Source organism: Acinetobacter sp. B51(2017) (genome assembly GCF_003711395.1).
Classification (GTDB): Bacteria; Pseudomonadota; Gammaproteobacteria; order Pseudomonadales; family Moraxellaceae; genus Acinetobacter.
Map to the genome: position 1 here is coordinate 62,213 of NZ_PJRJ01000008.1, position 20,187 is coordinate 82,399.

Below are 20,187 nucleotides of genomic sequence, written 5' to 3' on the forward strand. Positions count from 1 at the left end.
CTAAAAAAGCCGACACGAGGTCGGCTGTTCCAGATTAAAGGCTTAAGTTAAGCTGCTTTAACACATCAGTCAGGATCTGCTGATGCTGACAATCTGCGCTGACAGACTGTATACGCCATGCAATATAGCCATCTGGACGCACCAAGATGGCACCATTGTCGTCTATTTCAGATTTAGCTTGCCATGTGGCATACACATCACGATACTCTCGTGAACCAACCTGAATCACATCTAAATAATCTAGGGCTAGGGCTTGTACTGCTTCACGCCATGCTTTCCCCGATAAACCCGTCACTAAAGTAAAACGTCCTTTACCGGTGATATCTAAGGTTGAGTGTTTACGCCCTTTGCGATCGACTAACCATGTATGTGGAATTTTGGCGCCCGGACGCGTGGTGGCTTGTAAATATAGCTCTTTATCTTTAATAAAGATTTCTGGTGTATCATCTGCCAGTACCGCATTAGATTGATAACGCTGATTGAGCTCAACCCCTTGGGCATTAAACTCATGATGTTTAATTTCCAGTGCTTGATAGAGCTGCTCACGTACTTTTGCCGCCTCTTCGGTTTCGGCGAAAATTCGTTCTAGCATTTGCGCTTGCGTCTTAATCCCTTGATCGAAACCAAAGACTTGTTTTAGGTATTTATAGTCAAAGCGTGATTGATTGGCACGCGCTACAATTTGCTTACCTATAGGTGCACGTTCATCACTATACGATTGTAATAATTCAGTTTGAGCCCAGCCTTTTAGCACATAAGCCAATTTCCATGCCAAGTTAAATGCATCTTGGATACAGGTATTTGAGCCTAAACCGCTCGATGGTGGGTGACGATGTACAGCGTCCCCTCCACAGAACACACGTCCTTTAGAATAATGCGTGGCATAGGTTTGATTCACATACCAATAAGAAATTTTTTCAATCTGCAAATCCGTGACATGTGCACCAACAAATGCATCTAAACGTGCTTGGACTTGCTCCTGCGTGACTTGTGGTTCGCCCTGCGCGATATCAAAGCCCCAGCCCATAATCCATTCATTCCAAGGCGAAATTGCACGTAATAAGCCCATGCCAATATCGCCAAAGCCAGCCTCAGGATTAACAATCCATTGTAAAATCGCTGGACGATGTTGCACATACTCACTTAGATCGGCTTTAAAGGTCACATATACCGTACCTGCGCGTGACATGATTCCTTCAAGTGCTAAGCCTAGCTCATCTACTACCTTAGAGCGTGCCCCATCCATTCCGACTAAGTATTTTGCTCTTAGGCTAAATTCGGTTTGAGTGACTTTATTTAAAAAGCGCGCGGTCACGCCATGTTCATCTTGCTCATGGGACAAATATTCGGTATTAAAGTTATAAATCGCACCACGCTCCCCCGCATTTTTCACTAATAATGCTTCCATTTTGGGCTGAATTAAATCAATTAAAGGACATGGGCTGCCTTTTAAATAGTCGCCATAGCGTTCATCCCCCGTACCCCATGCGCTCATACGGGCAATTTCTTCTCCCACCAAACTGGTGGTAATCAAGCTTTCACCCATTTCATGCCACGGCGTTGCAATCTGTTTGGCTTGTTGCTCTATGCCTAAATCACGCAGCACTTCCATCGCACGTTGATTGGTAATATGCGCACGCGGACTATTGGCCAGCCAATTAAACTGGGTAAAGAGTTGAACCTTAATCCCATAACTAGCCAAAGCCAAGCCTAAGGTTGAACCCGCAGGCCCTGTACCAATAACCAAAACATCAGTGTCATAATGAGGTGACATGAGTGATTTCCTCTCACAGCAAAAGCGTTCATCTATGCGCTGAGTATAGGTCAGGTGTAGGCGGCTGCAAGCGCTATAAGTTTTGCCTATACTCGGCTGTCTTTTGCCTATACTTTAAAAGCATTGTGGTTTAGATTGAGGCGGCTGAGCATCATCAAGGAGCAAGTATGGAACTGCGTCATTTGCGCTATTTTGTTACTGTGGCAGAAACACAAAGTTTTACCAAAGCCGCGCAAAAACTGTTTACAACGCAGCCGTCGTTAAGTCAGCAAATTAAAGATTTAGAACAAGAAGTTGGCGTGACATTATTTGATCGTTCGGCAAGGCAAATTCGTCTAACTCAAGAAGGTCAGGCATTTTTAGGCTATGCACAGAGCGCATTAGAACATGCCCATTTGGCTATTGCTGTCGCACGCCAAGTAGCGCAGCAAAAACAAAATCAACTGCATATTGGTTTTTTAAATGTGGCAGAAATTAAACTGATGCCCGCGCTATTGGCCAAATTAAAACAGCATCTGCCCAATGTCCAACTGCATATTCAAAGTTTAACCTGTTTAGAACAAATTCAAGCCTTAAAGAATGCTGAATTGGACTTGGCTTTTACCCGTTATCCACTGGATGAGCCAGAATATGCACATCATTTAATTTTGCAAGAACCTTTATATTTGGTCGCATCTAAAAAACTGTATCCCCATGCACAACCCATCTCTAAAAACATCCTGAAAAATCAAAGCTTAATTTTATGTGAACAAACATCCTCACCAGTACTGTATGAGAAAATTCAACAGCATTTTGACTTTGAGCAGCTGCCTAAACAGCAATTAATGTGGGTGACCAATGTACTGCAACATATTAATCTGATTAATATGGGCTTTGGGTTTAGCTTTTTGCCTGAATACGCCTTAAAGTTTTTAAATTCCGATGTAGTGACGATCGCCACAGAATTTACCTTACCGCAACTGGCATTGTATGCCAATTACCGTAAGGACGTTCATCATCCAGCGCTTCGCTTTATATTAAAGGAGTTGCATGCGCTTTAACGTGCTGGCATATGTTGTTGAATAAATTCTACAATTTCCTTGGTTTTCAGCACAATCGCTTGCGTGTGCCCAGCGCCTTCGACTAAATGCAGTTCAACTTCGCTACCTTTTGCCGTTAAATCTTCTGCCAACTGTTCAGTCACTACATAAGGCACTGCAGCATCCAACTTACCTTGCACAATCATGACTGGCTTGGAAATGTATTTGGTTGCTGGTTGATTCTCTGCTAAAAAGGCAGCAATCACTGGGTTTTGATCAAAATCTTCAATTAAAGCAGGATAGTCTAAAACTGTTTTACCTGGATTTTCTGCCACATATTGCAAGATATCGTCAGTAAAGCGTGGTCCTAATTCATCTAGGCATAGGCCGTTGTCACCAGTTGTACCTAAAGCAGCTTCTACCAACGGTTGTGAACGTGGGTGAAAAACGGCTTTGTAATCAAAATTCGGCTGGTAAGCGCGAATTCCTGTCGTGACATAAGCGGCATAGGCCAATAACTCAGCATAGCCTGCTGCTGCTGTGCCTTTTTCCACTAAACCTGCACTTTCAGCTAAAAGCACATCTTTTAATAAGTTCGGAGCAATATATTGAATGATATAGCCCAAGCTTGAAGCGGGTGCGGCTGCGACTGCGCCTAAATAGTTAGCATCAGTTTGTGCATATTCTGCTGTTGCCAGTGACGCATGCCCACCTTGCGATTGCCCTACGCTCATCCATGTGCCTTTAACTTGGCTGGCATAACGCTCTTGATAGGCTTTTTGCGCATAAATTGCCGATTGTGCTGCGCTTTTTAAATTTAAATAAGGATGAATACCTTTTTCACCTAAACCTTCATAATCTGGTGCCACAATGACATAACCTGCTGCCAATAGGCTTTCAGCTAAAATTCTAAAGCGCGGATTGAGTTGATTATTGCTTGGCGCACATTGATCGCCACTGCCCACCGTGCCATGTTCCCACACCACCACGCGCCAACCATCTTTCGGGCGCGGGGTACGCGGTGTAAATACCAGCGCAGAAGCGGTGATCGGCTGTCCCGTCACACTTGGCATGGTGTATTGCATGACATTAATACGACTTGCAGCAATCACACTATCCTGAGTATAGGTCGTTTCTGTTAAATAGCTGTCATAACGATCTACAGCTACATGATCGTTATCATCATTACACGCAGTTAATAACAAAGCGCTGCTGCATGCAAAAGCAAGTAGCGTTTTTTTCCATGCTGACATATTTTTATCCTAATCATTTTATTGTTATGGCTCGTTTAATAAAGCATAAAAAAAAGCATCTGACTAGGATGCTTTTTTATTCACGTTTTAAGTGATTATATCAAACTCAAAACAATCCCTATAAACAGAATGAGCCCCACCCAACGGTTATGTCTAAATGCCCAAAAACATGTGCCCGGTTTTTTGTCTTTGGTTTTATACCATTGATAAATAAAATCTAAACCAATCAATAGCAGTGCAAGAGCACCAAAAGGCAGCAGCAAGTTTTCTAAATACAGTACGCTGGCAAATAAGCCAATTGCGGTCATTTGTAATAAAGCAATGATTTGGATGTCATAGCGTCCAAATAAAATTGCGGTAGATTTCACCCCAATTTTAAGATCATATTCACGGTCAGTGATGGCATATTGCGTGTCATAGGCCACCGTCCACGCCAAATTACCAAAATACAGTAACCAACAGCTTAAATCTGGTGTTTGTCCTACAGCGGTATATGACATCGGAATTGCCCATGAAAATGCTGCGCCTAAAACCACTTGCGGTAAATGGGTATAGCGCTTCATAAACGGATAGACAAAAGCCAAAGCCAAAGCCCCAAAAGACCAATAAAAGCTTTCAATGGGTAAAAATAGCAACATGGCTGCACTCGCAATAACCAGTGCCATAAACACATAAATCGCTTCACGCGCACGAATCATACCTGTTGCAAGTGGACGGTTTTTAGTTCGTTCCACTGCGCCATCAACTTTACGATCTGCAAAGTCATTAATGGCACAGCCCGCAGCACGCATAAAGATCGTACCCAGCACCATAGGGATTAAAATCATAAGGCTTGGCGTACCTTGATTGGCAATCCACAGCGCCCACATCATCGGCCAAAATACCAACTCAGTGCCAATCGGTTTATCAAAACGACATAAATAATAATACGCGCTCATCCGCTCGCGCCAAGTGCTTGCTTGTGCTATTGCCATATTGATTTCGCCTACTGCTTTTGAATAAAGTCATAAAAAGCGGGTAAAAAACTTTCTTGTACGATAAATTTACACCCATGCCAAGTATAGCAGCTCTGACGTGTCCAACCATCCTCTAGCCACAACACACGGCGTTCACATTGAGGCGTGGTGCGTTGAAATAAGTACCAACCAATGGGCTTATTGCCAATATGCTGAAAAATTCGTGCTTTTTTTTGCAAGCTTAAAATTGGGAAAATACTTTTGGCTTTAACCCAAGGCTCTGCCTGCGAACCATATAAATATGCTTCACGCACCCAAGCCGTATGTTGATACGGCATCTGCATCCATTTGGCATCCACAAAGCTTAAACGCTGAAAATGCTGTTTGAACGGTTGCACACGAAATTTCCCCTGACCCAATTGGGTGAGCTGTTGAGTCAAAGAACCTTCGGCATACAGCCATGCTCTAAGCTCCGCAGGAATTTGAGAAGCTAACATTAGGCGCTATCAGTTTTAGCAATGACTTTAAATTGACCTTGCGGGGTTTTGATTAGAATAAAACCCTCAGCACTTAGATAAAACTCTTTGGGATAATCAAAATCTAAAGCCAACTCAGGGTTTTTAAGCTCTACAAATTGCGCCTGTTTATAGCCCTCAATCGTGCGTCCTACTTCTAAATAGCTCACTTCCGAAAAATTGAGTTTAAAGCCCTTTTCTTGATCTTGTGGATCATTCCATGGAAAAAAGCCGGTATGTTTTTTACGTGGTTTTGCCATAACAATTCAATTCTTTTGAGATGGATTTAGTCTAAACACAAGCATACAAAAAACCCGCGACTAGCGCGGGTTTTTTTTACAGTGAAATTCGAAAATGAATTACAAGCTGTAGTACATATCAAATTCAACTGGATGCGTTGTCGTATTTAAACGACGAACTTCTTCAGTTTTCAGCTCGATGTAAGCATCTAGCATTTCTTTGGTGAATACTCCACCTTTAAGCAGGTAATCATGGTCCGCTTGCAGTGCTTCAAGCGCCATTTCAAGGCTGTGTGCCACTGTTGGGATTTTTGCTTCTTCTTCTGGTGGAAGATCATACAAGTTCTTATCAGCAGCTTCACCTGGGTGAATCTTATTTTGGATACCGTCAAGACCTGCCATTAACAATGCCGCAAAACCTAAGTATGGGTTCATCATTGGATCAGGGAAACGTGCTTCAATACGCTTGCCTTTCGGGCTAGATACGTAAGGAATACGGATCGACGCAGAACGGTTACGTGCTGAGTAAGCCAGCATAATCGGTGCTTCATAGTGTGGTACTAAACGCTTGTACGAGTTGGTAGAAGGGTTAGTAATCGCGTTTAATGAACGCGCGTGTTTAATCACACCACCGATGAAGTAAAGTGCCATTTCTGAAAGACCAGCATATTCATCACCTGCGAACAAGTTTTTGCCGTCTTTAGAAATAGACATGTGGACGTGCATACCAGAACCGTTATCGCCAACCATTGGTTTAGGCATAAAGGTTGCAGTTTTTGCATATTGGTGCGCAACGTTCCAAACCGCATATTTAAACTGTTGAACTTCGTCAGCTTTACGCACCATCGTATTAAAGCTTACACCAATTTCTAATTGGCAAGATGCCACTTCGTGGTGATGCACTTCAACGCGACCAGGGCCCATAATGTCTTCAATTTTAGCACACATGTCAGCACGCATGTCTTGTGAAGAATCCACAGGAGGAACTGGGAAATAACCGCCTTTTACGCGTGGACGGTGACCTGAGTTACCTGCTTCGTAGTCTTTACCTGTAGACCAAGCTGCTTCTTCAGCGATTAATGTATGGCGCGCGCCAGACATATCGATGTCCCATTTGACTTCGTCAAATACGAAGAATTCTGGTTCTGGACCGAAGAATGCAGTATCACCGATACCTGTAGATTTTAGGTATTCTTCAGCACGACGAGCAATCGAGCGAGGGTCACGTTCATAACCTTGACCAGTTGAAGGTTCGATGACATCACACGTCACAACAACTGTAGGTTCTGCAAAGAACGGGTCAAGAAAACCTGTTTCTGCATCTGGACGTAAGATCATGTCTGATGCTTCGATGCCTTTCCAGCCAGCGATTGACGAACCGTCAAACATTTTTCCGTCTTCGAAAGTATCTTCGTCAATACTGTCTGCTGGGTAAGTGACATGCTGCTCTTTACCCTTAGTATCCGTAAAGCGGAAATCGACCCATTTTGCGCCACTTTCTTCGATGAGTTGAAGGACCTTGTTCGCCATGCTCATTTTGCTCCGATGATTTTTTGTTGCACTCAACCGTGCGTGTTAGTAGTTGGCTGTTGTAAAGCAATTCCCATACCAACTTTTAAAAGCTATGCTAAAACGTTGAAATCTTTATCAGGATACGCGATTTAAGCCAATTACTTTGTCGCTATTATACTGTGTAGATAAGGAAATGCACCATATTCAAACAGGCTTGGGCGCAATTCTTATAAAACAACCAACCCACGCCCTATAATAGTGCATTACGAACTAAAACTCAGCAGCTTCTGTATGATTTTTGGACGAAAAATACCGAGTATTTTTATATTTATTGATAACAGATTCGAATTGATTGCATTTTTTGAAAAGCCTTGGCTTGAATTGTTTAAAACATCAACAGTTGATTTAATATAAGTTTATTATTTTAGAAAAATAGTTAATTTTTATCTTTGTTTTATATAAGAAAAAAACAATCTCTTTTGTTTTTTAATAGCTTTTTTAGATGCTCGCAATTAAAAAAATAAAGCACTATCTAAGTGCACTTTCTTCTATCTAAGCCATCCCCTCAGTGAGCGAATATTCATAAATTGCACTATACAGTCTCTGGCATCGACTTTAGATGTGGACAGCATCATTGAATATGACTTCTCAAGCCCAGCGATCATAGAATGCACTACATATATTTCCTCTGTTTTGCCGCGTTTTTCATGCAAAATTATCGCTCACTTAGAAATAGTTGAGCAGAAAATGAAGATTTTTTGCTATGATGCCAATCGTCTTATTTTTCACCCAATATTCTTTGTCTGCTTTTGGGTTATTTTTGAGACCAAATGCAAATTAGGACAAGCTCGCACAGTTAAGTGCATAATTTTTCAATAGGTTAAGCTCATGCTTTTAATGATCGACAATTATGACTCCTTTACTTACAACATCGTGCAATATTTTGGCGAGTTAAACCAAGAAGTAAAAGTAGTCCGTAATGATGCCGTGACGTTGGAAGATATTGAGCGATGGCAACCTAAGTATTTAGTCATTGGTCCAGGGCCTTGCTCACCAAGTGAAGCAGGCATTTCGATTCCAGCCATCCAGCATTTTGCAGGCAAGATTCCACTGTTAGGGGTGTGCTTGGGACATCAAAGTATTGGACAAGCCTTTGGCGGCAATATTGTGCGTGCCAAACGCGTCATGCATGGTCGTTTATCGGATATGTACCATTCAGATACTGGAATCTTTAGCAATTTACCTTCGCCATTTGCAGCAACGCGCTATCACTCATTGGTGATTGATCAAGCAACTTTGCCTGAATGTTTAGAAGTGACCTGCTGGACCAATGAAGAAGATGGTTCGATGGAAGAGATCATGGGCGTTAAACATAAGACATTAGCCGTTGAAGGCGTGCAGTTTCATCCAGAATCGATCTTAAGTGACCACGGCCATCTAATCTTTAAAAACTTCCTTGAAAATTATGCTTAAAATTTAGAGCGCACACATGAATATTCAACAAGCCTTAAGTAACATTACCAAAAACATTCATTTAACAGATGCCCAAATGCAAGATGTGATGCGCAGCATCATGTCGGGTGAAGCCACAGACGCACAAATCGGCGCTTTAATGATGGGGCTACGCTTAAAAGGCGAAAGCATTGAAGAAATTACCGCTGCGGCGCGAGTGATGCGTGATTTTGCCATCAAAATTGATGTTTCAGATTTAGACTATTTGGTGGATATTGTTGGCACAGGCGGCGATGGTCAAAATCTCTTTAACGTATCAACAGCCTCAAGTTTTGTGATTGCTGCCGCAGGTGCAACCATTGCTAAACATGGTGGCCGCGGTGTATCAGGTAAGTCGGGTTCTTCAGATTTACTCGAACAAGCGGGTATTCAACTTGATCTCAACATGCAACAAACTGAACGCTGCATTCGTGAAATGGGCGTGGGCTTCTTGTTTGCGCCTAATCATCATCAGGCCATGAAATATGCAGCTGCTCCACGTAAAGAGCTCGGTTTCCGTAGCATATTTAACCTACTTGGGCCATTGACTAATCCTGCTGGCGTGAAACGCTTTGTGATTGGGGTATTCTCACAAGAACTCTGCCGCCCAATGGCAGAAGTATTAATGCATTTAGGTGCAGAACACGTCATGGTGGTGCATTCACACGATGGTTTAGATGAAATTAGCCTTGCCGCTAAAACTTATGTCGCTGAGCTCAAAGACGGTGAAATTTTTGAGTGGACCATTCAACCTGAAGATGTGGGTATTGAATCACAAACGTTAAGTGGTTTAAGTATTGAAAGCCCTGCCGACAGCTTAAAACTGATTAAAGATGCGTTAGGCAAGAAAAAATCAGCCATTGGTGAAAAAGCGGCCAACATGGTCGCGCTGAATGCCGGTGCCGGTTTATATGTATCTGGTTTATGTATTAACTATAAACAAGGCGTTGCACTCGCGCATGACATTATTTATGGCGGTCAAGCTTTAGAAAAAATGGGCATTTTGGCTGAGTTCAGCAAAACCCTAAAAGAATACGACGTGTAAAAGGACTGAAAGCATGATTGATATTGCCAACACCATCTTAGGTAAAATTGTTGAGCGTAAGCACGAAGAATTTAAAGCGCGTCTCAAGCAAAAAAGTCTCTACGACATTGAACAATTGGCACAAGCTGCCAGTCCTGTACGTGGTTTTGCACAAAGTTTACAGAGCAAGCGTCCAGGTGTGATTGCTGAAATTAAAAAAGCGTCGCCATCAAAAGGCATTATTCGCCCAAACTTTAATCCTGCAGAAATTGCAGAGCAATATGAAGCAGCCGGTGCAGCATGTTTATCTGTACTCACCGATGTGGACTTTTTCCAAGGAAACGACGAAAATATTCAGATTGCGCGCAGCCATTGCAACTTGCCTGCCCTGCGTAAGGATTTTTTAATTGATCCTTATGGCGTAATTGAAGCGCGTGCCTTACATGCTGACTGCATTTTATTGATTGTAGCGTGTTTATCCGACCAACAATTGGAAGAAATGTCAAAAACTGCCTTTGAGCATCATCTTGATGTTTTGGTAGAAGTGCATGACGAAGCGGAATTAGCGCGTGCCTTAAACCTCTCTGAGCGTTGTTTACTCGGTGTCAACAACCGTAACCTAAAAACCTTTGACGTTGACCTCAATACTTCGCTACGCTTAAAGCAACTACTCGAACCATCACGTTTATTGGTGACAGAAAGCGGCATTGCAACACCTGATGATGTGGCAATGATGCAAGCCAATGATATTCACGCCTTTTTAGTGGGCGAAAGTTTTATGAAACAGCCTCGTCCTGATCATGCCTTTGAGGCATTATTTGGGCAGCCTCAACCGATTTAATTGATCTCCTATGAGTAATAAAGATTCTTCCCTGTCTAAAGACCAGTACAACCTACTGAAAGCCTTTAAGAAACAGATTACGAATCCGCATACAGCGGTCAAAGCACCTGAACCCAAAGTGGTTGAGGTGGCTGACCCTGTGGCAGAAGACATGGCATTATTTGCCAAAGAAATGCGTGGCGTGCAAAAGCTTGCAACCAGTAATACTGCCAAAACACGGGTTGCCAGTAAGAAAAAGTTAGATACGCAAACTTTAGCGAAACGGGCAGCAGCCATGGGGCCCATGGAAACAGATGATGCACTCTTGTCAGATACCGTTGCCACCTTAAACCCTGTGGGTAGCCAAGCCAATTTAAGCTATCGTATTGCCACTTTGCAGCATAGAGTGTTTGAGGATTTAAAAGCCGGTAATTTACGTTGGTTTGAAGCGGTCGATCTACATGGTTGCACCGTAGAAGAAGCACGCGTTGCTGTGCTGCAAATTATTCAAATGGCCAAAGATGAAAACCAAAACGTGATTAAAATTGTACACGGCAAAGGCCCAGATGCAATTTTAAAAACCTATGTCAACGGTTGGCTACGTCAACACCGTGATGTTTTGGCTTTTGTCAGTGCACCTGAAAAACAAGGCGGTACTGGCGCGGTATTGGTCTTACTAAAACGCGCAGAAAAGAACCCTAAGTTTAATCAATAATCGGATTTTTCCTCAAAGGCGGGCATTTTGATAGTTTTCTGTTACAATGCCCGCCTTGTTCAATCTCAGTGTAAGTGAACACGTCTTATGTCTATGCAGCAATCCTACGCAAATATCCTAACTGCCGTTGGTGAAGATCTAGATCGCCCAGGTCTTAAAGATACACCTGTGCGTGCTGCTAAAGCTTTTTCGTATTTAACGTCTGGTTATAGCAAAACATTAGAAGAAGTGACCAATAACGCAGTCTTCCCTTCTGATAACCGCGAAATGGTATTAGTGAAAAACATTGAATTTTATTCTTTGTGTGAGCACCATTTATTGCCATTTTATGGTCGTGTGCATATTGCTTATTTACCAGAAGGTAACGTTTTAGGCTTATCTAAATTTGCCCGCATTACCGAAATGTTTGCGCGTCGTTTACAGATTCAAGAAAACCTAACCCAACAAATTGCAGAAGCTGTTGCAGAAGTAACAGGTGCGCGTGGTGTTGCCGTCGTGATTGATTCGGCACATATGTGTATGATGATGCGCGGTGTAGGTAAACAAGAATCCACCACCCGAACTGTCTCGTTTACTGGTGATTTCAAAACCAATAAAGAAGAGCGTCGTGAATTCTTATCTGCGGTGCCAGAAAGTTATTAAGCAAATCAGCCTCAACATGTTTGAGGCTTTTTTATGGATCTATCTACATGACACAACTGTATATTGCCGGCCAAGGCCTCGCCACAAGTGACTCAAGCATCGACTATCCACGTCCTGATCGTTTAGTCAAAAATAATCCCCAGCGTCTCACGCAAAGTTTATATGAACATCCCAATATGAACGCTGGCATTTGGCAATGTGAAGTAGGCGCTTGGAATATTGTGTTTGCTGACAATAAACAAGAGTTTTTTCATGTCTTAGAGGGCGTGGTGCGTTTACATGACTCAGCCCATCAAGATTTTATTGAAATCAAAGCAGGTGATGCTGGCGTCATTCCACCTAGTTTTGTTGGTACCTTTGAAGTCATAGAAAAAGTTAAAAAATATTTTGTGGTGGTCGAAACTTAAACCTGCATACGCAGGTTTTTTTAATCTGAATACACATAGCTTACAGCTGGTCTACATATCACTACACAATTACAGCTCTATTGCCTCGCCTTTGGGCCTAAATTAAGACGAGTTTAATTCAATAGGATGTGATGATATGACAGCAACCAGTAAAAAATCCGAACAGAAAAATGCAACGGCCAAAGCCAAAAAAGCCAGTGAGGATAAAGTTAAAAAATCCAACACTAACCCTAAAGCCGAGAAAGACAAAGCCGCCACGAAAAAGGCCAAAACAGTCAAAAAATCTAACCCTAAAGCCAGTAAAGCCGAACCCAAAAAATCGGCGAAAAGTAAAAAGTCAGATAGCAAAGCAAAAGCCACGAAAAAGGCAGCAGCGGCCAAAAAGCCAAGCAAAGCCAAAAGCAACAGCTCTGCTAAAGCCAGCAAAAGCAAAGCGAAAAAAGACAAATAAATAGATAAAGCCCCTTTCTTGGGGCTTTATTACTGTGATAGGAGCACATGATGTCTCAACCCCCAGCCTCCCAAGCACCTCTCGAGGTACCACGGCGTACCAGCAGAGTAAGCTCTAGTAGTTTTGACTATAGCCTCGATTTTAAAAAAATTAATTTTCGAGAACGTCCAGAGTTATATCGTATTGGGCGTGGTGAACAAGGCGTACTATTGGTTGAGCCGTATAAATCGGAAATTTTGCCACATTGGCGTTTTGCAGATGTCGAAAAAGCCACGCACAGCAGTGCTGCCATTTACCAACTTTTTTTAGATTATCTGGCACAACATGATTTTGTTGGGGCAGATATGGCACGTAAGTTTCTGCAAATGGGCTATACCCGCGCGCGGCGCTATGCCAACCATAAAGGTGGTAAAAAGTACAAGGGCGCTGTACCCGAGGATAAAAAAGGCTTAAGCGGTGCGCATGGTCGGGATGAACTGCCTCGTTCACCTGAAGATCCAATTAAAGCCCAAGCAGCAGCAATTTTTAAACAAAAATGGGATGCTGCCAAACAACATCCTGACTATTTAGTACAAAAACAGCAATTTTTACAGTGGCTTAAAAATACTGCACAAAACTAAAACTTAAGCGATCCCAATTTTTATTGTCTTGAAGTTGATATTCATAACCCACGCGTAAGCCTTGGTTCGGGTTTAACACATATTGCAGCTCTGTTTTGGCTTTAAGTTGCCACTGATCGACATCATCCCAAAAAGGCAACTCGACTTGCACTAGGCTATTGATGTGATCTGACCACAGGTTTTGGCAGCCTGCGGTAGGGCCAATGCCTGTACGCCAACCTAAATCTAAGGCTTTGCCTGCTTGAAATTGGTTTTGTAATTGTGCATAACATAAATGTTGTTCCTCAGCCAACAACCAACTATAACCAAGCTGAGTTTTTAAATTGAGTATGCCATGCTGCTCATGTTCACTAAACTGACCATGTTCGCCTAGCGCTTCTTGTTGCCAAGCTAAATTAAATCCCCAACTAATATCACTTTTAAAGGCTGTTACAGGGCTATAAGAATTAACACTAAGTAAGTTAAAGTCACTCAGTTTAAGCTGATCTTCCCGATACTGTAACGTGCCTTCTAACACCTGTAACTGTGTGCCCAAACGAAAACCAGCCTGTGGATCCATTAAATCGTGATAGGCCTGCCGATGCGAAATCTCAACAAAGTTTTCACCTTGCACTTGCCCTACTTTGACTTGAATATTTTTAGCATGATGGCTTTGGCTTGGGTCAGCTTTGGGCTGAATGGATAACTCACGCTGCTTCTCTATTTCTAAATAGCTTCTTAGACTTAAAATACGGCGTAGTTTAGGTTGAGCGTTACTGGCCGCTATTTGGCGACTTGTGAGCTGTAAATACAAGCTGTCATAGGCCATTTCTAAAATTTTGGCTTGTTCTACTGGCGTATAAGCACGTAAAAACTCTGCCATTTTTTCAGTAGACTTTTGGGTTAAACGCTGCGCCGCCTGTGCTAATGGTTGACCATGTGCTTTGGCTTGGCTATTGAGCTGAGTTTCTAAAGCTGGACGATAAACCACATCTTTGACCAAATCATGTTGTTGAATCGCTTTTAAGGTTTCAACTGGAATCGCAATGTGTTTAAACTGCTGTTGTAACTGTAAATCAGGACGGACTAAATCAATTAAACCCAATAAACGATAAGCACAATTATCGGCAATAAAATAATACGGGAAAGATACATTTTGCATTTCCCATAAATGTTGCACAATAAATTGGGTCTCTTGTGGGTTTAAATCGAGTTCATACTCCCATAAATCCCGACTTTCAAAATCACCATATTCTTTGACTTTACGATAATACGGCAAAATCGAATATTCCCCTGGATACTGTCCTGTTAATCCTTTTAGCGCAAATGACCAATCACTTTGCCCCATAACAGTGGCCGCGTAATTGACGGCGTAAGACACCAAATTGAGATCTTGGTTTTGCTCGGGGTCAATCCTGAGTAAAGTATGCCCAAACATGGAGCTTGGATTACCCATAAAGTCAGTGGCATAAATTAACGTGGCACTATGCGGCTGAATCTTCTGCCACCAAGCATCCAACTGAGGACAACTCACCTGAGGTAAAACATTAAGGTCGATATTTAACTGTTTGATCAGCCATTGGCTACGTGCGGGAAAACGACAACGAATAGATTGATCAGGCAAGGCGGGTTGAAAAAGTGCTGTAATATTGGCGGCTAATTCTTGTTTGGCATCCTGTTGTCCCTGCGGACTTAAAAAGAAACCAGCATAACGCACCTCACTTTTACCCTGCTGATGATAAATCAAATGCTGCCATGTTGGATCCTGATGCAACTGCAAGCGTTCAGCTTGTGCAAGATAAGTATTTTGGGCAAACGTAAAACTTGGTAAAACAATCACAAGTGAAAAACAAAGAAGACGTAGCACTGATATCAAGGCTCTTGTAATAGTCAAAGACAGCTAAAAAGGCGTGCTCTGCCCGTAGGCAGAGCCGAAATGATTAAACGTAAGCTTTAAGCACTTCGTCTTGTGCCATGACCTGTTGTAATGATGCCAAAACTTCTAAGCTATTTTCAGAAGCATAGATTTGGGTAAAATTGGCTTTAGATACTGCAAAGAAGCGTGGCTTATCTTCCGTTTTAATCTGCAGTAATTCTGCCAATACATTTAAGTTCTCGCCTTCACCCACAGCCATATCACGCGCCAAGTTTTCAGCATTTTCATGCGTAAAGGTCACCACTTTCGCCGATACAGTGCCATTACCATTACAGCCTAGCGTACCAAAGGTAATCCCAAATAATTGGTTTAAGAAAATACCATTGGTGGTGGCTGCCATGAGTTTTGGAATTTTACCTGACTGACCTGCCCACACTTGAGAACCAATACCACAACCTGCATCACCATCTGCAAATGCGCTCATTGAACCTAAAGCGAGTACACATCCTAAAGCAATTTTTTTTAACATATGAATATCTCCAGTGATTCTTATGATTTTTAGTTATTGTGTATAAAAATTATTCTATACGTCTTTAAAATAGCTTGATCATTTTTAAAATACAAAACTTTTCTTTTTAGTTAAACAATAAAATTAATAAGCGTCTATTTTTTAAAGCTAAAAAAAGCGGGAAATTGCCGCTTAATGTAGCTGCCAAGTCCCTTGTTGGGAACGATGACCTAAAATTTTAAGCACCAACACCAAACTCAATAACAATAATAAATACCAAGAACCCAATTTACCCCAGCCCACCATATGCCAAGCATCGACTTGGCTTGGATACAGCCAAATTTGATAAAAGGTACTGATGTTTTCAGCAATCCAAATCAAAAATGCCAACAGCCACAACACAGGTAACATCGGTAAGTTAAATTGATACTGGTTTAAGCAAAAGCGAATTTTGGTTGACCAAAACATCCATGTGCTCCATGCAAATAAGGCATAGCGAATATCGGGTACAAAAAATTTTGTCATAAAGTTTAAATAAGACAATAGCGCTAAAATCAGCATGTGACTAAACTGCGGTAAATTGCTTAAACTGACATGGTATAAACGTAGCGATCTTGCAAAAAAACTGCCTACTGCTGAATACATAAAACCTGCAAATAACGGCACAGTTAAAAGTTTAAACAGCGCAGGCTGTGGATAGTGCCATGATGCAATGGCGGGATGCGTTAAAAAAATCTCCATGACCATCGCCATTAAATGAAATAAAGCAATGACTTTGGCTTCTGCCCAAGATTCAAGCTTTAAATACAATAAACAGGCCTGAATAATCAAAGCATAAATCAGCAAATAGTCATAACGAAATAAACCATAAAATTCATGACTACCCATGCTGGCTGTCAGGGCAAAGGCTATGAGCAATAGAATACCAAATAAGGCAGCCGAAGCTGCCTTATAGGAGAATTCTATGCTGGATTTTAAAATATTCAGCACAGCTCGACCTTATAAATATTTGGCACTATATTCATGCACGGTATCAATAAAGGCCTTCGGATGCTCAGGATCGACCCATTGGGTAATACCATGTCCTAAATTGGCGATATAACCAGTTTTTTCACCGCCTGCATAGGCATCATCTAACATGGCTTGGGTCGCTTTGGCAATTGCGGCTGGTGTTGCGTATAAAGTTGATGGATCTAAATTACCTTGTAGTGCCGCGCGACCTGCTACGGTTTGACGTGCCACTTGTAAGTTAGTCGTCCAATCTAAACCAAACGCATCAGCTCCAGTTGCAATCATAGGTTCTAACCACTGACCGCCACCTTTTGTAAATAAAATCACTGGAATCTTACGGCCGTCTTTTTCACGCTGTAAGCCCGCGACAATTTTTTGCATATAGTTGAGCGAGAATTCTAAATATTCACGGTGTGCTAAAGCACCGCCCCAACTGTCAAAAATCTGCACCGCTTGCGCACCTGCATCAATTTGCGCGTTTAGATAATCCGTCACTGCAACCGCTAAACGATCCAATAAAGCATGTAATACTTCTGGCTGTGCATACATCATGTGTTTGGTGAAACGGAAGTCTTTGCTAGAACCACCCTCTACCATATAGGTGGCCAGTGTCCAAGGACTGCCAGAAAAACCAATTAAAGGGACTTGGCCGCCAAGCGCCGAACGAATAGTCGTCACTGCATTCATGACATAATCTAAATCAGATTTGGCATTAAAAGCAGGTAAGTTAGCCACGTCTTGTTCGGTACGTACCGTTTTTCGGAATTTAGGCCCTTCACCCGCCTCAAAATATAAACCTAAGCCCAAAGCGTCAGGCACAGTCAGAATATCTGAAAATAAAATCGCAGCATCTAAGTCATAACGACGTAAAGGTTGCAACGTCACTTCACAGGCAAAATCATTATTTTTACAAAGAGACAGGAAATCGCCTGCTTTCGCGCGGGTCTCACGATACTCAGGTAAATAACGGCCAGCTTGGCGCATCATCCATACAGGGGTGGTATCTACTGGCTCACGCAATAAGGCACGTAGAAAACGATCGTTCTTTAAGGTCGTCATTACTTTCCTATCTCAATCTATAAGTCTTAAGCGCATCATAACAAAAAAGCCTCTAACTTGAATAACTTCTTGCGCCTTAAAAAAGCGATTAAGCTGAGCGGGAAAATGCATCCTGACACAAAACAACTACTGCAAAACAACCAATTTTCTGTAATACTTGTCACGTTTCTATCAATGTAAATGAATAATTTTAAGGTTGAATTACATGTTCGTTCGCACAGTGCTCGCAATGAGCTTAAGTTGCATGCTTGCTGGTACGGCTTTTGCCGCAGCGCCTGCTGAACAACCATTAAAGCCTCAAGTGGTGTCAAGTGCGGTAGCTGATCCAATCGATCCGTTAGCAACCACTGCTTCTTCTGCAGAGATTACGCAACAAGAACAACAAGATTTAAATCAAGCATCAAAAACCCTTGATGATTTACAAAAAGCTGAAAATGCTTTAGCAGACAGCGGCAGTGCCAGTAGTGCATCAGCAGCGCAGTCTGCAACACCTACAACCACAAGTGCTTCAGAAGCTACGCCGCCAGCTGCAGCAGTAAAAGCCTCTTGGACTTTAGATGGCATCAATAATGCCACTTGGTATGAAAATATTGGTAAAGGTCAATTCCCTGTTTATGCACGCGCGCATGTCATGCTCAGTAACTCGTATGCATCACCTGGTGCCATTGACGGAAGCAGCGGCAAAAACACTTTAAAAGCCATTTCGACTTTCCAACAGATTAATGGCTTAAAACCAACAGGTGAACTCGATAAAGCGACTTGGGATGCGTTAATTGCCAAACAAGGTTCACGCCCTGCTTTTGTCGAATACACCATTACAGCAGCGGATGCCAAAGGGCCTTTTGCTAAATCTATTCCACGCGATTATGCTCTACAAGCCAAAATGCCAGGGCTGTATTACACTAGCTTAGTCGAAATGTTGGCTGAAAAATTCCATATGGATGAAGGTTTCTTAAAACAACTGAATCCAAAATCAGGCTTTAAAGTGGGTGATCGTATTGTCGTGGCAAACGTCAGCAATAAATTACCTGAAGATATTCATTTGATTGTGGCACATAAAGGTGCCAAACAGCTGTATTTATTTAACAGCCGTAACCAAATGATTGGTTCGTTCCCTGCAAGCATTGGCAGTACCAGTACCCCTTCGCCAACAGGTACTTATAAAATTACTGGTGTAGCCCGTAACCCACACTACAGCTATTCACCATCTAACTTTATTCAAGGCAATAACACTAAACCGTTGTCTTTACCACCTGGTCCAAATGGTCCTGTAGGTAACATTTGGATTGGTTTAAGCAAAAAATCTTTTGGTATTCATGGTACACCAAGTCCATCGATGATTTCTAAATCATACTCGCATGGTTGTATTCGTTTAACCAACTGGGATGCCAACAATTTAGGCAGTAAAGTAAAATCTGGTGTAACCGTTAAGTTCTTAGAATAATCTGTATAAGCCCGCTTTGGCGGGCTTATTTTTGCGCCTATCGTTGCATATTTAGAACAAAGTGTCACTTTTATTGGCTTTAGCTAAATATTTTAAAAAACTATAATGCCCTCAAGCACAGAATAAATAGGAAGCGACCCATGAACGCTTATTTACACCGTAGTGAAGACCGTGGCCATGTCAATATTGGCTGGCTTAACAGTAAACACAGTTTTTCGTTTGGCAGTTGGTATAACCCTAAATATATGGGCGTGAGCAGCTTACGTGTCATTAATGATGACCATATTGCTGGTCATCAAGGTTTTGCAACTCATCCACATGACAATATGGAAATTTTGACCTGTGTATTAAAAGGTACCATTTCACATAAAGACAGTATGGGCAACAGCGGTGACATTAAAGCTGGCGAATGGCAGTTGATGAGCGCAGGCAGTGGCATTCAACACAGCGAAATGAATCAATATGATGAAGAAGTGCATCTGTTGCAGATTTGGATTCATAGTAATGAGCATGACGCTATACCCACTTATCAACAAATTGAATGTGATGTCACCCAACAACCCAACCAATGGCATGTGATTGCTGGTGCTCACAACACGGCACACATGCATTTGCGTCAAAATGCTGAAGTGAAATCTGCACTGCTTGAGCAAGATCACTATTTGAATGTGCAAGCGGTACATGGTCTAAATTATATTCATGTCATTTCTGGTGCCGTAGAAATCGGTGAGCATTTAGTCAAGGCAGGTGATGCACTTTTATTCCGTGAAGTGGCTGAAATCAAGGCCTTAAATGATGCGCAAATGATTTGGTTTGATTTAACTGAACAAAAATAAAAAAAGCCCGCAATTGCGGGCTTTTTGATGTTCGCG

21 protein-coding genes are annotated in these 20,187 nt (G+C 42.1%); 10 read left to right on the forward strand and 11 right to left on the reverse strand.

Annotated features, from left to right (window positions below; all coding sequences use genetic code 11):
* Window positions 1-34: 34 nt before the first annotated feature.
* Complete coding sequence (locus tag CYK47_RS05595) at window positions 35-1,774, reverse strand: FAD-dependent monooxygenase (protein WP_122899726.1); 1,740 nt, start codon at window positions 1,772-1,774, stop codon at window positions 35-37.
* A 167-nt stretch (window positions 1,775-1,941) separates the two neighbouring features.
* On the opposite strand from CYK47_RS05595, the gene CYK47_RS05600 reads away from it, so the two are divergent.
* The gene (locus CYK47_RS05600) at window positions 1,942-2,814 is read left to right on the forward strand and encodes a LysR substrate-binding domain-containing protein (RefSeq protein ID WP_122899728.1); all 873 of its coding nucleotides are present in this window, start codon (window positions 1,942-1,944) and stop codon (window positions 2,812-2,814) included.
* Here CYK47_RS05600 and CYK47_RS05605 read toward each other — a convergent pair.
* The 5 genes from CYK47_RS05605 to glnA all read right to left on the reverse strand — a co-directional run bounded on the left by CYK47_RS05605 (window position 2,811) and on the right by glnA (window position 7,292).
* On the reverse strand, window positions 2,811-4,046 hold the full coding sequence (locus CYK47_RS05605) for an alpha/beta hydrolase family protein (protein ID WP_122899730.1): 1,236 nt from the start codon (window positions 4,044-4,046) through the stop codon (window positions 2,811-2,813). The two genes, CYK47_RS05600 and CYK47_RS05605, sit on opposite strands and share 4 nt — an antisense overlap.
* Before the next feature lie 95 nt (window positions 4,047-4,141).
* Window positions 4,142-5,020 (reverse strand): 4-hydroxybenzoate octaprenyltransferase, encoded by an 879-nt coding sequence (ubiA, locus tag CYK47_RS05610; RefSeq protein ID WP_122899732.1) that lies wholly within the window; start codon window positions 5,018-5,020, stop codon window positions 4,142-4,144.
* 11 nt (window positions 5,021-5,031) lie between these two features.
* Window positions 5,032-5,499, reverse strand: a complete 468-nt coding sequence (locus tag CYK47_RS05615; protein WP_122899734.1) for a chorismate--pyruvate lyase family protein — start codon at window positions 5,497-5,499, stop codon at window positions 5,032-5,034.
* Window positions 5,499-5,777 carry a hypothetical protein gene (locus tag CYK47_RS05620; RefSeq protein ID WP_122899736.1) on the reverse strand — a complete coding sequence of 93 codons (279 nt, stop codon included), beginning with the start codon at window positions 5,775-5,777 and terminating at the stop codon, window positions 5,499-5,501. The genes CYK47_RS05615 and CYK47_RS05620 overlap by 1 nt, the downstream gene beginning before the upstream one ends.
* A gap of 99 nt (window positions 5,778-5,876) precedes the next feature.
* Complete coding sequence (gene glnA / locus CYK47_RS05625) at window positions 5,877-7,292, reverse strand: type I glutamate--ammonia ligase (RefSeq protein ID WP_171407301.1); 1,416 nt, start codon at window positions 7,290-7,292, stop codon at window positions 5,877-5,879.
* A gap of 864 nt (window positions 7,293-8,156) precedes the next feature.
* On the opposite strand from glnA, the gene CYK47_RS05630 reads away from it, so the two are divergent.
* From CYK47_RS05630 to CYK47_RS05655, 6 genes are all read left to right on the forward strand, one after another.
* Complete coding sequence (locus CYK47_RS05630; protein ID WP_122899740.1) at window positions 8,157-8,741, forward strand: anthranilate synthase component II; 585 nt, start codon at window positions 8,157-8,159, stop codon at window positions 8,739-8,741.
* Window positions 8,742-8,757: 16 nt separating this feature from the next.
* Window positions 8,758-9,804 (forward strand): anthranilate phosphoribosyltransferase, encoded by a 1,047-nt coding sequence (gene trpD, locus CYK47_RS05635; RefSeq protein WP_122899742.1) that lies wholly within the window; start codon window positions 8,758-8,760, stop codon window positions 9,802-9,804.
* Between the two features lie 13 nt (window positions 9,805-9,817).
* On the forward strand, window positions 9,818-10,624 hold the full coding sequence (trpC, locus tag CYK47_RS05640) for an indole-3-glycerol phosphate synthase TrpC (protein WP_122899744.1): 807 nt from the start codon (window positions 9,818-9,820) through the stop codon (window positions 10,622-10,624).
* 10 nt (window positions 10,625-10,634) lie between these two features.
* Window positions 10,635-11,318: a Smr/MutS family protein gene (locus CYK47_RS05645; protein WP_122899746.1), complete on the forward strand. Its 684-nt coding sequence runs from the start codon at window positions 10,635-10,637 to the stop codon at window positions 11,316-11,318.
* Window positions 11,319-11,411: 93 nt separating this feature from the next.
* Window positions 11,412-11,960, forward strand: coding sequence for a GTP cyclohydrolase I FolE (folE, locus tag CYK47_RS05650; RefSeq protein WP_171407303.1), 549 nt, complete (start codon window positions 11,412-11,414; stop codon window positions 11,958-11,960).
* 47 nt (window positions 11,961-12,007) lie between these two features.
* Window positions 12,008-12,367, forward strand: coding sequence for a cupin domain-containing protein (locus CYK47_RS05655; protein ID WP_122899750.1), 360 nt, complete (start codon window positions 12,008-12,010; stop codon window positions 12,365-12,367).
* A 102-nt stretch (window positions 12,368-12,469) separates the two neighbouring features.
* Here the strand turns inward: CYK47_RS05655 and CYK47_RS15450 are convergent, their stop codons facing one another.
* A complete protein-coding gene (locus CYK47_RS15450) occupies window positions 12,470-12,814 on the reverse strand; it encodes a hypothetical protein (RefSeq protein WP_164709153.1) in 345 nt (114 codons plus the stop codon).
* Window positions 12,815-12,868: 54 nt separating this feature from the next.
* Here CYK47_RS15450 and CYK47_RS05665 point away from each other — a divergent pair, with 54 nt between their 5' ends.
* Window positions 12,869-13,438, forward strand: a complete 570-nt coding sequence (locus CYK47_RS05665) for a DUF4385 domain-containing protein (RefSeq protein WP_122899753.1) — start codon at window positions 12,869-12,871, stop codon at window positions 13,436-13,438.
* On the opposite strand, the gene CYK47_RS05670 is transcribed toward CYK47_RS05665, so the two are convergent.
* The 4 genes from CYK47_RS05670 to hemE form a co-directional block, all read right to left on the reverse strand.
* The gene (locus CYK47_RS05670; RefSeq protein WP_252150251.1) at window positions 13,416-15,257 is read right to left on the reverse strand and encodes an Lnb N-terminal periplasmic domain-containing protein; all 1,842 of its coding nucleotides are present in this window, start codon (window positions 15,255-15,257) and stop codon (window positions 13,416-13,418) included. The genes CYK47_RS05665 and CYK47_RS05670 overlap by 23 nt on opposite strands.
* A 100-nt stretch (window positions 15,258-15,357) precedes the next feature.
* On the reverse strand, window positions 15,358-15,822 hold the full coding sequence (locus CYK47_RS05675) for a DUF3015 family protein (protein WP_122899757.1): 465 nt from the start codon (window positions 15,820-15,822) through the stop codon (window positions 15,358-15,360).
* Between the two features lie 171 nt (window positions 15,823-15,993).
* Complete coding sequence (locus CYK47_RS05680; protein WP_252150253.1) at window positions 15,994-16,788, reverse strand: DUF817 family protein; 795 nt, start codon at window positions 16,786-16,788, stop codon at window positions 15,994-15,996.
* A gap of 12 nt (window positions 16,789-16,800) precedes the next feature.
* Window positions 16,801-17,871, reverse strand: a complete 1,071-nt coding sequence (hemE, locus tag CYK47_RS05685) for a uroporphyrinogen decarboxylase (protein ID WP_122899760.1) — start codon at window positions 17,869-17,871, stop codon at window positions 16,801-16,803.
* 205 nt (window positions 17,872-18,076) lie between these two features.
* Between hemE and CYK47_RS05690 the strand changes: the two genes are divergently transcribed.
* Window positions 18,077-19,315 carry a L,D-transpeptidase family protein gene (locus CYK47_RS05690; RefSeq protein WP_122899763.1) on the forward strand — a complete coding sequence of 413 codons (1,239 nt, stop codon included), beginning with the start codon at window positions 18,077-18,079 and terminating at the stop codon, window positions 19,313-19,315.
* Window positions 19,316-19,455: 140 nt separating this feature from the next.
* The gene (locus CYK47_RS05695) at window positions 19,456-20,151 is read left to right on the forward strand and encodes a pirin family protein (RefSeq protein ID WP_122899765.1); all 696 of its coding nucleotides are present in this window, start codon (window positions 19,456-19,458) and stop codon (window positions 20,149-20,151) included.
* The last annotated feature ends 36 nt before the right edge of the window (window positions 20,152-20,187 follow it).